The 13,869-nt window shown below is 42.0% G+C and carries 15 protein-coding genes and 1 riboswitch; of the genes, 5 read left to right on the top strand and 10 right to left on the bottom strand.

Going from position 1 to position 13,869, the window contains the following annotated elements:
- Positions 1 to 18: 18 nt before the first annotated feature.
- The 9 genes from QUF73_04755 to QUF73_04715 form a co-directional block, all read right to left on the bottom strand.
- The gene (locus QUF73_04755) at positions 19 to 792 is read right to left on the bottom strand and encodes a divergent polysaccharide deacetylase family protein (GenBank protein ID MDM5225513.1); all 774 of its coding nucleotides are present in this window, start codon (positions 790 to 792) and stop codon (positions 19 to 21) included.
- A gap of 86 nt (positions 793 to 878) precedes the next feature.
- A complete protein-coding gene (locus tag QUF73_04750) occupies positions 879 to 1,952 on the bottom strand; it encodes an ABC transporter substrate-binding protein (GenBank protein MDM5225512.1) in 1,074 nt (357 codons plus the stop codon).
- The gene (locus tag QUF73_04745; protein ID MDM5225511.1) at positions 1,949 to 2,752 is read right to left on the bottom strand and encodes an ABC transporter permease; all 804 of its coding nucleotides are present in this window, start codon (positions 2,750 to 2,752) and stop codon (positions 1,949 to 1,951) included. The genes QUF73_04750 and QUF73_04745 overlap by 4 nt, the downstream gene beginning before the upstream one ends.
- On the bottom strand, positions 2,752 to 3,555 hold the full coding sequence (locus QUF73_04740; protein MDM5225510.1) for an ABC transporter permease: 804 nt from the start codon (positions 3,553 to 3,555) through the stop codon (positions 2,752 to 2,754). The genes QUF73_04745 and QUF73_04740 overlap by 1 nt, the downstream gene beginning before the upstream one ends.
- Complete coding sequence (locus tag QUF73_04735) at positions 3,545 to 4,651, bottom strand: ABC transporter ATP-binding protein (protein MDM5225509.1); 1,107 nt, start codon at positions 4,649 to 4,651, stop codon at positions 3,545 to 3,547. Before QUF73_04735 ends, QUF73_04740 begins: the two co-directional genes overlap by 11 nt.
- A gap of 148 nt (positions 4,652 to 4,799) precedes the next feature.
- Positions 4,800 to 5,531 carry a 7-carboxy-7-deazaguanine synthase QueE gene (queE, locus tag QUF73_04730; GenBank protein ID MDM5225508.1) on the bottom strand — a complete coding sequence of 244 codons (732 nt, stop codon included), beginning with the start codon at positions 5,529 to 5,531 and terminating at the stop codon, positions 4,800 to 4,802.
- Complete coding sequence (gene queD, locus QUF73_04725) at positions 5,524 to 6,000, bottom strand: 6-carboxytetrahydropterin synthase QueD (GenBank protein MDM5225507.1); 477 nt, start codon at positions 5,998 to 6,000, stop codon at positions 5,524 to 5,526. The genes queE and queD overlap by 8 nt, the downstream gene beginning before the upstream one ends.
- Before the next feature lie 3 nt (positions 6,001 to 6,003).
- Positions 6,004 to 6,663, bottom strand: coding sequence for a 7-cyano-7-deazaguanine synthase QueC (queC, locus tag QUF73_04720; protein ID MDM5225506.1), 660 nt, complete (start codon positions 6,661 to 6,663; stop codon positions 6,004 to 6,006).
- A 52-nt stretch (positions 6,664 to 6,715) separates the two neighbouring features.
- Positions 6,716 to 6,758, bottom strand: a riboswitch (PreQ1 riboswitch).
- 147 nt (positions 6,759 to 6,905) lie between these two features.
- The gene (locus QUF73_04715) at positions 6,906 to 7,628 is read right to left on the bottom strand and encodes a CBS domain-containing protein (GenBank protein MDM5225505.1); all 723 of its coding nucleotides are present in this window, start codon (positions 7,626 to 7,628) and stop codon (positions 6,906 to 6,908) included.
- 335 nt (positions 7,629 to 7,963) lie between these two features.
- Between QUF73_04715 and pxpB the strand changes: the two genes are divergently transcribed.
- The 5 genes from pxpB (at position 7,964) to QUF73_04690 (ending at position 12,664) form a co-directional block, all read left to right on the top strand.
- Positions 7,964 to 8,674, top strand: a complete 711-nt coding sequence (gene pxpB / locus QUF73_04710; protein ID MDM5225504.1) for a 5-oxoprolinase subunit PxpB — start codon at positions 7,964 to 7,966, stop codon at positions 8,672 to 8,674.
- Entirely contained in the window at positions 8,671 to 9,681 is a 1,011-nt protein-coding gene (locus QUF73_04705) for a biotin-dependent carboxyltransferase family protein (protein ID MDM5225503.1), read from the top strand. The genes pxpB and QUF73_04705 overlap by 4 nt, the downstream gene beginning before the upstream one ends.
- A 1-nt stretch (position 9,682) precedes the next feature.
- Complete coding sequence (locus QUF73_04700; protein MDM5225502.1) at positions 9,683 to 10,453, top strand: 5-oxoprolinase subunit PxpA; 771 nt, start codon at positions 9,683 to 9,685, stop codon at positions 10,451 to 10,453.
- Between the two features lie 208 nt (positions 10,454 to 10,661).
- Positions 10,662 to 11,852, top strand: coding sequence for a divalent metal cation transporter (locus QUF73_04695; GenBank protein MDM5225501.1), 1,191 nt, complete (start codon positions 10,662 to 10,664; stop codon positions 11,850 to 11,852).
- Between the two features lie 20 nt (positions 11,853 to 11,872).
- Positions 11,873 to 12,664 carry a putative hydro-lyase gene (locus QUF73_04690; GenBank protein ID MDM5225500.1) on the top strand — a complete coding sequence of 264 codons (792 nt, stop codon included), beginning with the start codon at positions 11,873 to 11,875 and terminating at the stop codon, positions 12,662 to 12,664.
- Between the two features lie 25 nt (positions 12,665 to 12,689).
- On the opposite strand, the gene QUF73_04685 is transcribed toward QUF73_04690, so the two are convergent.
- Positions 12,690 to 13,832 (bottom strand): metallophosphoesterase, encoded by a 1,143-nt coding sequence (locus tag QUF73_04685; GenBank protein ID MDM5225499.1) that lies wholly within the window; start codon positions 13,830 to 13,832, stop codon positions 12,690 to 12,692.
- Between the last annotated feature and the right edge of the window lie 37 nt (positions 13,833 to 13,869).

Below are 13,869 nucleotides of genomic sequence, written 5' to 3'. Positions count from 1 at the left end.
TTAGGTTTGCAGCTTTTTTTATGGTCCTTCGTCAATAAGTTCGTAGCCTGGAATCAGTTCTGACAGCGGCACTATTTCTGCTTTCTTTTTATAAACAGGTATATACTCTTTAAGCACATTAACCATTTTTGTTCCTGTGATGCCGACATGGCCTATTGCAATGATGCGTTCATTTTTCACCAGTTTTTCAGCGAGTCTGTCTGCCTGTTTTGTGATATGGGCAGTAGTGTATATGTCATCAAAGAAAATATTGTTTTCAACATATGGTACACCCATTTCATTTGCCAGTTTACCGACGACACTTTTCCCGGTTGTTTTGCTGTCGAGATAAAATAACCCGTGTTTTTTGCATACTTCAAGGACAATTCTCATGACCCGTTCATTTTCAGTGGCTCTCGAACCCATATGGTGATTCATCCCGACAGCATGCGGCACTTCTTTAATGGCACTCTCCACCCTGCTGCGGATTTCTTCATCGGTTAAATCTGTTGTGATTGCCCCCGGCCCCAGCCAGCTCCTCTTTCCTCTTTTCGGCTCCATCGGCATATGAACGATCACTTCATGCCCATTTTTACTCGCCAGTTCTGCATCATCTTTTGTCGTTGGCATGAAAGGCATGATGGCAACCGTTAAGGTCACCGGAAGCTCCATCATTTCTGCTGTTCCCTTCATGTTGTTTCCCAGATCGTCAATGACAATGGCCAATTCAGGTTTTAGCGGGGCAGCACTAATGGGAGTTCCTATACTTGCGAATGAAAAAATCAATAAAAATATACTGATGAATATTTTCATTTTCCATCCTCCTTTGAGCTAGCATACCCTGAATCTTTAAAACAGTTCCAATGCAAAAACTGCCAGGAATTGACCCTGGCAGCACTTTATTTTTTATGCATTTTAAACTCAAGGAAAAGCTCGTTATAATAAGCAAGCATCCTTTTTCCCAGGTTCTCATAAACCTCCAGCCGAGCTGTCATTTCTTCATCCGGATAGAATCGTTCATCTGAGATTGTTTCTTCATCCATATATTTCAGCGCTTCTTTATTCGGCGTTGAATATCCAACGTATTCTGTATTTTGTGCCGCATTTTCCGGGTCAAGAATGAAATTCATGAACTGGTGGGCCGCTTCTGGGTTTTTGGCAGTCTTAGGGATAACCATATTATCAAACCAAAGATTGGAGCCTTCTTCGGGAAGTACATATTCCAAATTATCCTTCTCCCACATGAGCTCCTGTGCCGTGCCGGACCAGACCACCCCTATGCCGGCTTCATCATTTTCCATCAGCATTCTGATTTCATCACCGACAATGGCTTTAATGTTAGGAGTAAGACTATCAAGTTTTTCTTTGGCTTCGATCAAATGGTCTCTATTTTTGTCATTCAGCGAATAATGGAGACTGTTGAGACCCATGCCCATTACTTCCCTTGCCCCATCAATCAGCAGGATCTGGTTCTTAAATTCAGGGTCCCATAAGTCATTCCAGCTTGTGATTTTTTTATCTCCTAAAATATCGGTGTTATAAAGGATTCCAACTGTGCCCCAGAAATAGGGAATCGAATATTCATTCCCGGGATCAAAAGGCAGGTCCATGAAACGCTGATCAATATATTTCAGATTCGGAATTTTCGAATGGTCGACCGGCAAAAGCAGGTCTTCTTCTTTCATTTTTTCTATCGCATATTCAGATGGAACTGCAATATCATAGGCTGTGCCGCCCTGTTCAATTTTCGTCATCATTGCTTCATTAGAATCGAATGTCTCATAGATGACTTTTATGCCTGTTTCCTGTTCGAACTTTTCCACCAAGTCTGCATCTATATAGTCGCCCCAGTTAAAAATGGTCAAAGTATTGCCGCTTGTGTAGCCCTGGGAGGAATTCAGCCCTGAAACGATGTACAATAAGGCAAATGAAACAATTAAAACGGCAGCGAGCGCCTGGACAAGCTTCTTCATTGCCTTACCCCCATTCCATTCGGCTTCTCATTTCGTTTTGTAATAAAGTAATAGCCTGTAACCAGAATGATTGTAAATAGGAAAAGCAAAGCAGATAAAGCATTGATATTTAAAGAAACTCCCCTTCTTGCCAGTGAATAAATCTCAACAGACAAAGTGGTAAAGCCGTTGCCTGTAACAAAGAAAGTTACCGCAAAATCATCCAGGGAATACGTCAGGGCCATAAAAAAGCCAGCGATAATTCCAGGAGTAATATAAGGGAGAATGACTTTAGTCAGCACATTAAACCTGCTTGCCCCAAGATCCATGGCTGCATAAATCATGGACGTGCTCATTTCTTCTATTTTAGGCAAAACCATCAGCACGACAATTGGAACACTAAAGGCTATGTGCGCAAGCAAAACAGATACAAATCCAAGCTTAAGCCCGATCATTGTAAACAGAATCAAAAACGAGGCGCCTATTATGACATCCGGACTGACAATCAGCACATTATTCAGTGATAGGAGTGTGTTTTTCACTCTGCGTTTTCTAGCATAAGCAATGGCAAGTGCTCCAGCCACTCCAATAATGGTCGAAATCGCTGCAGATAAAAGGGCAATAATAACGGTGTTAAGGACTATGATGAGTAATCGGGTATCAGCAAACAGCTCCCGATACCAATCCAAGGTGAAACCTTCGAATTGATACATGGTCCCTCCGATGTTGAATGAATAAAATATCAAGTAAAAGATCGGGGCGTACAGGATGATAAAGATAAGAGCCAAATAAATCGCAGGCCATTTCCTGTTCATTTTCATTATAGAATCCCCCGCTTTCTTCTGCCTGTCAGCACCATAATGAATACCATTGCAATAATCAGGAAGACAGCAATGGTCGAGCCCATTCCCCAGTCCTGTGTCACAAGGAAATGCTGTTCAATGGCTGTTCCAAGAGTGATGACACGGTTTCCTGCAATCAGCCTTGTCAGCATGAATAATGACAGTGCAGGGATAAAGACTATCTGGCATCCCGCTTTCACGCCATCAAGTGTCAAAGGAAAAATAACGCGTTTAAATGTTACCCAGGAAGACCCGCCTAAATCATTGCTGGCATCAAGAAGGGTTGGATTCAGTTCATCCAAAGAATTAAATATCGGCAAAATCATGAAAGGAAGAAAGATGTATACCGACACAAAGATAAAGCTGAAATCAGTGAACAGAATTTGCCTGCCCCCTATTCCCATCGCATCCAAAAAGCTATTCGCTGCACCATATGTTCCAAAGATGCCCAGGAAAGCATAGGCTTTCAAAAGCAAATTAATCCACGATGGCAGGATAATTAATAAGAGCCACAGCTGCTTATGTTTCGTCTTAGTAAGCAAATAGGCCGTCGGATAAGCGATCAGCAATGAAAATAACGTAATTAAAAAGGCATACCAAAAGGAGCTAAGGGTCATTTTTAAATAAACGGGTGTAAAGAACTTTCTATAATTCTCCAAAGTGAAGTGCCCTTCAATATCAAAAAACGAATAATACAGAACCAGAAGCAATGGCGCTACAACAAAGAGGGCAATCCAAAGGACATAAGGAATTAAATAAAAGTTGCGGGAATTAGTTCTCATGGCTTCCCTCTTCATATGCTTCAAGACGCTTATCAAATTCCTCTTCTGTTTCCCCATGCCTCATGACGTGTATAGCTTCGGGGTCGAAATGAAGGCCAATTTGAGCCCCGACTGTCGCCTTTTTGGTTGAATGGACCAGCCACTCATTGCCATCGCTGTCATAGCAGCTGATTTCATAATGGACTCCCCTAAAGAGCTGGGAGTCAACTTGTACCTTCAGTTTCCCATCTTCCGGTGCGGTAATAGCCAGGTCTTCAGGACGGATGACGATCTCCACATCTTCATTTGACTCAAAGCCGCCATCAACACACTCAAATAACTTTCCGGCAAACTGTACCTGATAATCTTTAATCATCGTTCCAGCAACAATATTGGATTCCCCAATGAAATCTGCTACAAAGCGATTGATCGGCTCGTCATAAATATCAGTAGGAGTTCCGCTTTGCTCGATGCTTCCGCTGTTAAGTACGAAAATTTCATCTGACATGGCCAATGCTTCTTCCTGGTCATGTGTGACAAAAATAAAAGTAATGCCAAGATTTCTCTGCAGTTCCCTCAGCTCGTATTGCATTTCGGTCCGGAGCTTTAGGTCAAGTGCGGATAAAGGTTCATCCAGGAGAATGACTTCTGGTTCATTTACAATGGCACGGGCGATGGCAACACGCTGGCGCTGTCCCCCTGACATTTCTTTAATTTCACGATTTTCGTAGCCTTCAAGGTTCACAAATTTTAGCGCTTCCTTTACTTTCCTCTCGATATCCGCTTTCTTCATTTTTTTGATTTTTAAGCCGAATGCAATATTTTCATACACATTCAGATGCGGAAATAGAGCGTAATCCTGAAAAACAGTGTTTACTTGCCTTTTGTTGGCTGGAACATTATTTATGATTCCCCCATTAAAAAAAATGTCCCCTTCGGAAGGCTCAGTAAAGCCGGCAATCAATCGCAATATGGTTGTTTTCCCGCAGCCCGATGGCCCTAAAAGGGTATAGAACTTCCCGCGTTCAATTTCAAAGCTGACATCCTTTAAAACTGGCGGATCATTATCATATCTTTTTGTTACGGAATTAAATCGAATAATGGTGTTATCTGTCATCTAACTCTCCCTATCTATAGAAATTTACAGCACTTATGTATTGTTAAGTTCAAACGTATAATATCATAAAATTATCGGAATCTGTCATAAATTGCTGAACATCCTTAACAAAAAAATCCCGCACCCATTGGTGCGGGATTATCAGATACTACACTCCCCGCTTATTGCCCCATACATATGTATGCAGCTGCGGAAGTACTTTAACATCTGTTAGATCACTGTCATGTATCGTTTTTTCAATGAGCCAATCATATTTATTAAGCAGTCTCTGCAATAAATTGCGGTCGTCTGCTGTAACAGTGTCATCATTTCCCACCTGCAGATAAAACGGAACACCGGGATAGCGCTTATGAACGTTTTTAGCATATTCATAATCCTTATCATCAAAAACAACAATCTTCAGTGAGAACTGCTGGTCAGCCTTTCTTTTGATCTGAAGATTATTCACGATATAATCGAGCACATCATAGTCTGTATTCATGCCTGAGCTAGGAGGTTTTGGGGAAAGGGTCAGTTCATCAATTTCATAAAACCAATCCTGCCATCGGCTGCCCTGTGTTTCCAGGCAGACCTTAATTTTTTCTGCTTTCAGCAAAGAAATGAGTTCATTCAAATTTTTTAATAAAGCTGGGTTGCCTCCCGAAATGGTCACAAATGAAAATCCATCCCCGCCCAGCTCTTTGAGCTCCTTCCAGATTTCATCCGTTTCCATTTGACGGATACTGTCTTTTGCACTTCCATCCCAGGTAAAGGAGGAATCACACCAGCTGCATGAATAATCACATCCTGCTGTACGGATGAACATCGTTTTCTGGCCGATCACCATTCCTTCCCCCTGAATGGTCGGTCCAAAAATTTCAAGAACAGGGATTTTACTCAACCTCCATCCACTCCCTTCTTGCTTCTGCATAGCTTGTAGGGGTTTCAAAAAGGCGCACAAATTCGACTCTTGCACCGATATATTGGTCATTTCTGTTTTGGAGGCTTTCTGTCATTTTTTCATAAATCCAGACAACCATATTCTCTGCCGTCGTATTCATTGGCGGCAGCGTTTCATTCAGATACTTGTGGTCGAGGAATATTTCAATTTCGTTTTTCCAGATTTCTTTAATGTCGCCGAAATCAATTATTAACCCTCTGTTATCCACAAATCCGCTTATGCCAAAAATCACCTTGTAGGTGTGCCCATGCAGGTTTTTGCATTTGCCTTCATAGCAATGCAGATGATGGGCTGAATCAAAAGTGAATTCCTTGCTGACCATTACACGCTTATGATGGTATTTCAGCTGATCGGGTTTAATATCCTCATTAATCTTCTGCAGTTTATCAACAATCCTGAAACCGTACATGGCTTAAAGTTCCTCCTTTTCCTTGAGGTATTCTTCAAGGCCATTTTTCCTTAAATGGCATGCAGGACACTCACCGCAGCCATCAGCCGGAATTCCGTTATAGCATGTCAGCGTTTTTTCTCGCACATAATCAAGGGCATTTAATTCGTCCGCCAGCTTCCATGTCTCTGCTTTGTTGAGCCACATTAAGGGCGTATGGATCACAAACTGTTCATCCATTGATAGATTAAGTGTGACATTCAATGATTTTATAAAAATATCTCTGCAATCAGGGTAGCCGCTGAAATCTGTTTCGCACACCCCGGTTATAATATGCTTTGCATTTATCTGACTGGCCAGCACACCAGCAAATGACAGGAATAAAAGGTTTCTCCCAGGCACAAATGTGGATGGAAGCTCGCCTTCCTCTCCATTCTTTACTTCAATCTCATCTCGGGTCAGTGCATTTGGTGCCAGCTGATTCAATAGGGACATATCTAGAATATGGTGCCTGATCCCCAGCTCTTTTGCTATTTGCTGTGCACATTCTATCTCCAGCTTATGACGCTGATTATAATTAAAAGTGACTGCTTCCACTTCTGCAAAACGTTCCTTTGCCCAGAATAAGCAAGTTGTACTATCCTGACCGCCGCTGAACACAACGAGCGCTTTATCATTTTTCATATAAAAATTCTCCTTTAAATAGAAAAACAGGACCACTAAGAAAGCAGACCCGTTTTCCTTAGTTTTTTAAAGAGGGTAGCTAGAACCTCTACCGTGTACACGGATTTTGCTATTGAACTATCAGTTTATATTATCATCTTTGTTGGCTTTTTAGAAGGTTTTAATTTATACAGCAAAAAGTTTTATTATTCAAAAGACTTCCACAAAAAAGGTGCAGCTGTTCAGTGCACCTTTTTTGCGTTTTAATTTTCGGAATCGGCTTCCAGGAGGTCCCAGGCTGTTATGATGCCTTTTGGTTTTTCAGTCGGCATTCCATTCTCGGTAACAATGATCCCTTCAAGCTTTTCATTTTTATTTCGGCAGTCCTCAAACATATCCTCTAATTCAAAGATAGACGCATCTTTGCCGGCAAACGAGATTTGATGCTTTGATTTCTTGTTGAAAAGCTCTTTAATTCTCACCTTTTTCAACTGGATTGTTTCTTCTGTAAAGTGCTCTGCCATCCATTTCACGATATCTGCCGAAGTTAATAGCCAGGAATATTCCTCTTTTCTCGAGTAAATCGGGAATTGGGAGTGTGAGAATTTGTTGATTATGGCCAGTACATCCGTTAGCTTGCCATCTTCATAAAAATAAAAAACTGGAGTTGCAGCTATGGAGAGTGCGGTTTTTGGCTTTTCAAAATGGCCGGCAATTTTTTCAATCTTCTCTACCGTCTCGAGATGAGGCTCAGCAATATAATAATCAAGGTCTATTTTTTCATGAACAATGGCATTCCGCAGCTTGGCAAACTGATGCAAATCATCTTCATATAATCGAATCAGGGAATGATTTTTCTGAATTTCTATAAGTTTATAAAATCTATCTGTTCTGGCGTTTTTAGCAGATTGTTTTAAGGCCTTGTGAATACGGTTAAAGGCAGCCTCAAATCTTGCTGATAAGTTCATTTCTATATCTGCTTCCAATATGATCTCTCCCTAAATGGTAATGTACCTCCTTTATTCCCAAAATAACGGACAAAATAAACTTTGAAGATATTGGTTCGCCTGCTAAAAGAATAATTTGCACAAATAGAATTTTCAATCTATTATATAATATTATATTCTTTAGCTGAGGACTTTGCATAAATATATAACTTTACTAATAAATTTTTTCGTTCTAGCGTTAAAATACATGACTTTACCTTTTTTTAGGAAAGAATAATGAATGTATTTCTTTTGAACGAAAATGAATATTTATTATTACCGAATAATATTTTGTTCCTCAGGACAAGAAATTTACTTCGAAAGCTGGTGAAATCATGAGATACACTTTACACCCATTGGGGGATGATGCCGTTCTTATTGAGCTTGGGAAAGAAATCAGCCAGGGAACACATCAGAAAGTTCAGTCACTGACTGCCTTTCTCGAAAAACATCCACCTGAATGGATGGTTGAATACATACCTGCTTATACAACTGTAACCATTTTTTACAATCCATTTGAAGCCTATCAGCTTTCAAATGGCCAGCTCCCGTTTGATTTCGTGTGTTCACTAATAAAACCGCTTATTGAAGAGCTGACGGAAACTGATGCATCGAAACCTCAAATTGTTGAAATCCCGGTATGCTATGGTGGAGAATTTGGGCCGGATCTTGATTTTGTTGCGGAGCATAATGGGATTACCCCTGAAGAAGTAATTGAAATTCACTCTTCAGGCAGTTACCTGGTCTATATGATTGGATTTGCACCAGGATTTCCTTTTATTGGCGGGATGTCAGAACAAATTGCCGCACCAAGAAGGGATTCGCCGCGTTTAAAGATTCCCGAGCGCACAGTAGGAATTGCCGGGATGCAGACAGGGATTTACCCCATTGAAACTCCAGGCGGCTGGCAGCTGATTGGACGTACTCCTGTTAAATTGTTTCGGCCGATGGAAGAATCCCCTACCCTCTTGAAAGCAGGCGACAAAATCAAATTCAAGCCAATCAGTCTGGAAGAATACAACCATTGGGAGGAGACGGAACAATGATTAAAGTTGTAAAGCCCGGACTCCTTTCAAGCATTCAGGACTTGGGAAGAACCGGCTATCAAAAGTTTGGCGTGATTGCCAGCGGGGCAATGGACCCTTTTTCGCATCGGATGGCCAATCTGCTCGCTGGAAACGAAGAAAATGATCCTGTATTAGAAATAACGATGATGGGTCCAATACTTACATTTGAAGATGATATATTAATTTCGATTTGCGGCGGGGACCTTTCCCCTTCCATCAATGGCAAGCCTGTTCGGACATGGAGATCTGTTTTTGTAAAAAAAGGCAGTGAACTTAAATTCGGCGGCTGTCATAAAGGGTGCCGAGCTTATCTGGCTGCTGCGGGCGGATTTGCCGTACCTGAAGTAATGAACAGCAAATCTACATATCTGCGTGCAGGTATCGGCGGTTATAAGGGCAGAGCATTAAAATCAGGGGATCTGCTGGAAACCGGCAAACCTTCACTCCAGTCATTGAAAATGACGGAGTATTTGACAAAACAGAGCCTTGATAGGACTTTTGCTGAAAACGACTGGGGTATTGCATCAGATCTCATACCGGACACAGCGGCAAATCCTGAAATCAGAATAACCAGGGGCCGCCAATTTGATTTATTTTCTAATGAAAGCAAGGTTCAGCTTTTAAATCATGCCTTTGAAGTGACCGCACAATCGGACAGGATGGGGTATAGACTGAAAGGCCCTGCCCTTGCGCTATCAGAACATGCTGAACAAATATCTGAGGCCGTAAATTTTGGTTCCATTCAAGTTCCTCCGGATGGAAATCCGATTGTATTGCTGGCTGACAGGCAAACAACTGGGGGTTACCCAAAAATTGGACAGGTTGCTGCGGTCGATCTTCCGCTTCTGGCGCAGGCCAAACCCGGAGACACCCTAAGTTTTGCAGAAATATCAAATAAACAGGCACAGCAGTTATTAATTAATAGAGAAATGAAATTAAAGGAATTAAAGCAAGGGATTTTTTTAAAAACCAGAGGAGGAAATTAAGATGCACATTGTAGACATCAATTGTGATATGGGAGAAAGCTTTGGCTCTTACAAGATGGGGCGCGATGAGGAAATTCTTGAACATATTACTTCTGCCAATATTGCATGCGGCTTTCATGCCGGCGACCCTGCGACCATGCGAAAAACAGTTAAGATGGCACTTGAGAAGAATGTTGGCCTGGGTGTCCATCCGGGACTCCAGGATCTGCATGGATTCGGACGAAGGGATATGAGCATAACCCCTCAGGAAGCTTATGACTTAGTGGTGTATCAAATTGGCGCTTTGTATGCTTTTGTGAAATCAGAAGGCGGAAAGCTTCAGCATGTAAAACCGCACGGTGCATTATTCAACATGGCCTCCAAAAGCGCGCCTTTATCAGAAGCAATCGCAGAAGCTGTTTATAAAGTGGATCCTGAACTGATTCTGTTCGGGCTCTCAGGAAGCGAATTAGTAAAAGCCGGCAGGAAAATTGGACTCCGCTCTGCAAATGAAGTGTTCTCAGACCGTAGCTACCAGGAGGATGGATCACTTACTTCAAGAAGGGAAAGCAATGCCCTTATTACAGATCACAGCGACGCTGTAAATCAGGTAATCCGCATGGTCAAGGAAGGGAAAGTTAATTCTGTCCAGGGCACTGACGTTTCCATAGAGGCCAATACGATATGCATCCATGGTGATGGGGAAAGCGCACTTGAATTTGCCCAATATATTCCTAAGGCACTGAACGAAGCAGGTATCCAGATAGCAAAAATCAGCGATTTTTTGAAATAAAATCGGAATTCATGGAGATAATGAAAAATTGGTGCCCCTTTATGGATGCTTAGGGATAAGCAAGCGCCAGTGGCACTTTTCGTCCGGAATAGTTCCGTTGAAGCTGACTAATTAAGCGCGAATGGCACTCAATCAGTACAGATAGTGCTGATGCAAGGTAAAAGAAGCAAGAATGATAACCACAAATAGAATAATTGGGGGAAATTGAATGAAAAAGCAATCAAATGCCAGTATACTGCTTGGTGCCGCATTCCTTATGGCCACTTCTGCCATTGGACCAGGCTTCCTGACACAAACGACAGTATTTACAGAAACCCTGCTTGCGAGTTTTGGATTTGTTATTTTAATTTCTATTATTATTGATATTGGTGCACAGATGAATATCTGGAGAATTATCGCCGTTTCAGAAAAGCGTGCACAGGATATTGCCAATGAAGTTCTTCCGGGTCTGGGTCATTTCCTTGCTGCCCTGATTATCATGGGCGGTCTTGCTTTTAATATCGGGAATATTGCTGGTGCCGGGTTAGGTACAAATGTTATTTTCGGCATATCCCCTGAAATGGGCGCCCTTTTAAGCGGAATTTTGGCAATCGGCATCTTTCTTGTAAAAGAAGCGGGCAGATTAATGGACCGCTTCACACAGATTTTAGGTTTTGTCATGATTGGATTAACTCTTTACGTAATGTTTACGGCCCAGCCTCCTGTTGGTGAAGCTGTTGTCAAAACGTTCGTGCCGGATAAAATTGATATCCTTGCCATTATTACGCTTGTCGGCGGAACAGTTGGAGGTTACATCACTTTTGCTGGAGGCCATCGCTTAATTGATGCAGGTGTCAAAGGAAAAGAATCACTGCCGGAAGTCACAAAGAGCTCTATCAGTGCAATCGGAATTGCCTCTATTATGCGTATCTTTCTTTTCCTTGCCGCGTTGGGTGTGATTTCACAAGGGTTGACACTCGATCCATCCAACCCTCCTGCTTCTGTCTTCCAGCTGGCGGCGGGCAATATTGGATATAAGATGTTTGGAGTAGTTATGTGGGCAGCTGCCATTACTTCTGTTGTCGGTGCAGCCTATACATCGGTCTCATTCATTCGGACATTGAGCCCTGCTGTCGAGAAGTATCATAAATGGGTAATTGTCGGTTTTATCGCCATTTCTACATTTGTTTTTGTTTTGATTGGCAAACCGGTGAAAATCCTGGTTTTAGTTGGTTCATTAAACGGGCTTATCCTGCCAATTGCATTAGGAGTAATGCTGATTGCTGCCTATAGAACCAAAATTGTCGGCGATTATAAACATCCGCTTTGGATGACGATTTTCGGAGTCATTATCGTGATTGCCATGTCTTACATGGGGGGGTACTCATTAATCAATGGAATCCCTGAGCTATTTAAATAAACACGAAAGGAGATTTTTACATGAACTCCCCTTCTCAATTGAATCCCGATGAGGCTCGCAAATTAATCCGTGTCAAGAGCTGGGATAATCCAACTGCAGGAATGGCTAATGGCTATATTCAGGCTAATCTGGCTATATTGCCAAAGGAACTGGCCTTTGAATTTCTGCTCTTCTGCCAGCGTAATCCTAAATCCTGTCCAATCATTGATGTGACTGAACCAGGTTCACCGGTGCCAATGCTGTCAGCTCCAAATGCTGATATTAGAACCGACCTGCCAAAATACAGGGTATATAAAAACGGAGAGCTCGCCGAGGAACTTTCAGACATAACATCTTATTGGAATGATGATATGGTAGCATTCCTGATCGGATGCAGTTTTACGTTCGAAGACGCTTTGCTTAAAAATAATATCCCTATACGCCATATTGAGGAAAATCGGAATGTCCCGATGTATAAAACAAATATTGGGTGTGTGGGTGCAGGCCGGTTTGAAGGGCCAATGGTAGTGAGTATGCGTCCGATGACAGAGAAAGAAGCCATTAGAGCTGTACAGGTGACAAGCCGCTTCCCATCTGTCCATGGGGCCCCTGTCCATATCGGAAATCCTGAAGCAATCGGCATTAACAATATTCAGCGCCCTGATTTTGGCGACAATGTAACCATTAAGGATGGGGAAGTACCAGTTTTCTGGGCCTGCGGTGTAACTCCTCAGGCAGTTGCCATGCATGTGAAGCCGGAGATTATGATTACACATGCTCCGGGACATATGTTTATTACTGATTTGAAAAATGAGGAGTTTTCGGTTTTATAAGAAAAAGGCGTCCAATGGGCGCCTTTTACTTTTTATTTTTCAAATAATTCAGGGCATCATTATGATCCTTTTTCATAATCTGTTCAATTAATGGGTCTGCGGGGATGGCTTCCCTGCTTTTTTTATTGATTGTCCGGTAAACGGGCCTGATCGACGAAAGACTGCTTTTAACTTTCCATTCGCTATCCTGAAAGACAATTTTCAAATCGATGAGACCAAGATGATTGCCCCAGTATCCAGCTTGGACAGCAGCTGTTCCGTTAATGGTACCAGCCTTTAAGTCAATTCCAGGCAGCTTCTGCAGTTCATCTTTGACAGGAAAAACAGAATGGCTGTGCCCGAATAGAATGGCATCTAATCCTTTAACTTTGCTGAGGGCATGAACTGAATTGCCCTTTTTTTCATCCAGCCCTTTATCGGATTGGAGACCGGTATGTGCAAGAGCAACAATGATATCTGCCCCTTTACTTTTCATAATAGGAATAAAATGCTCGGCAGTTTCCTTTATATTTTTCACTTTAAGGTTTCCGCGAAAATACTCTTTATTCCATTCCGCAACAATTGGTGTGATAAAGCCGATGACTCCAACTTTCAGCTTATGCTTCACCCCGGCTGTATCTGTCACTTCTTTCTCTATGATGGTGTAGGGATTAAAATAATTCAGATCATCCTCATCGAGCTGATTGCTGTCTTCAATATATATATTGGCATTGACATAAGGAAAGTTTGCTCCCCTGAGGCTCTCTTCCATAAAATCAATTCCGTAATTAAATTCATGATTTCCCACTGTCGCAGCATCATAAAGCAAAGTATTCATTGCTTTAAAAACAGGATGGACATTAGCCATGTCAAGCGGATGGCTTCTATAGGCATACTCATCGAGTCCGTTGCCTTCAAGAATGTCCCCATTATCAAATAGAAGGGAGTTAGGAGACTCATTTCTTGCCTGCTTAATCAAGCTGGCCGTTCTTGAAAGCCCAAACTCCACTGTTTTCTTGCGGTCTTCGTAATCATAACTCATCATGTTTCCATGCAAATCAGTGGTTTCCATCAGGCGCAGATGGATGGTTGGCGGTCCGGATACTTCAGCTTCCGTCTGGTTCCAGACAATCAGCAGGGCTATGAATAATAACAGCGTGATTAAGTACTTTTTCATTCCCTTTTTCATTCCATCTCCCCCAGATGATCAAAGATTGGTTTTCTTA

Origin of the sequence: Cytobacillus sp. NJ13 (assembly GCA_030348385.1) — a bacterium.
GTDB lineage: Bacteria > Bacillota > Bacilli > Bacillales > Cytobacillaceae > Cytobacillus.
The sequence above is the reverse complement of the archived record's forward strand: the minus strand, read 5'-3'. Positions and strand labels throughout refer to the sequence as shown.

Bases quoted from the DNA above. Each gene is read 5' to 3' on its own strand.
- QUF73_04755 (MDM5225513.1), bottom strand. From the start codon at position 792: ATGAAAATATTCATCAGTATATTTTTATTGATTTTTTCATTCGCAAGT.
- QUF73_04750 (MDM5225512.1), bottom strand. From the start codon at position 1,952: ATGAAGAAGCTTGTCCAGGCGCTCGCTGCCGTTTTAATTGTTTCATTT.
- QUF73_04745 (MDM5225511.1), bottom strand. From the start codon at position 2,752: ATGAAAATGAACAGGAAATGGCCTGCGATTTATTTGGCTCTTATCTTT.
- QUF73_04740 (MDM5225510.1), bottom strand. From the start codon at position 3,555: ATGAGAACTAATTCCCGCAACTTTTATTTAATTCCTTATGTCCTTTGG.
- QUF73_04735 (MDM5225509.1), bottom strand. From the start codon at position 4,651: ATGACAGATAACACCATTATTCGATTTAATTCCGTAACAAAAAGATAT.
- queD (MDM5225507.1), bottom strand. From the start codon at position 6,000: ATGTACGGTTTCAGGATTGTTGATAAACTGCAGAAGATTAATGAGGAT.
- queC (MDM5225506.1), bottom strand. From the start codon at position 6,663: ATGAAAAATGATAAAGCGCTCGTTGTGTTCAGCGGCGGTCAGGATAGT.
- pxpB (MDM5225504.1), top strand. From the start codon at position 7,964: ATGAGATACACTTTACACCCATTGGGGGATGATGCCGTTCTTATTGAG.
- QUF73_04705 (MDM5225503.1), top strand. From the start codon at position 8,671: ATGATTAAAGTTGTAAAGCCCGGACTCCTTTCAAGCATTCAGGACTTG.
- QUF73_04700 (MDM5225502.1), top strand. From the start codon at position 9,683: ATGCACATTGTAGACATCAATTGTGATATGGGAGAAAGCTTTGGCTCT.
- QUF73_04695 (MDM5225501.1), top strand. From the start codon at position 10,662: ATGAAAAAGCAATCAAATGCCAGTATACTGCTTGGTGCCGCATTCCTT.
- QUF73_04690 (MDM5225500.1), top strand. From the start codon at position 11,873: ATGAACTCCCCTTCTCAATTGAATCCCGATGAGGCTCGCAAATTAATC.
- QUF73_04685 (MDM5225499.1), bottom strand. From the start codon at position 13,832: ATGAAAAAGGGAATGAAAAAGTACTTAATCACGCTGTTATTATTCATA.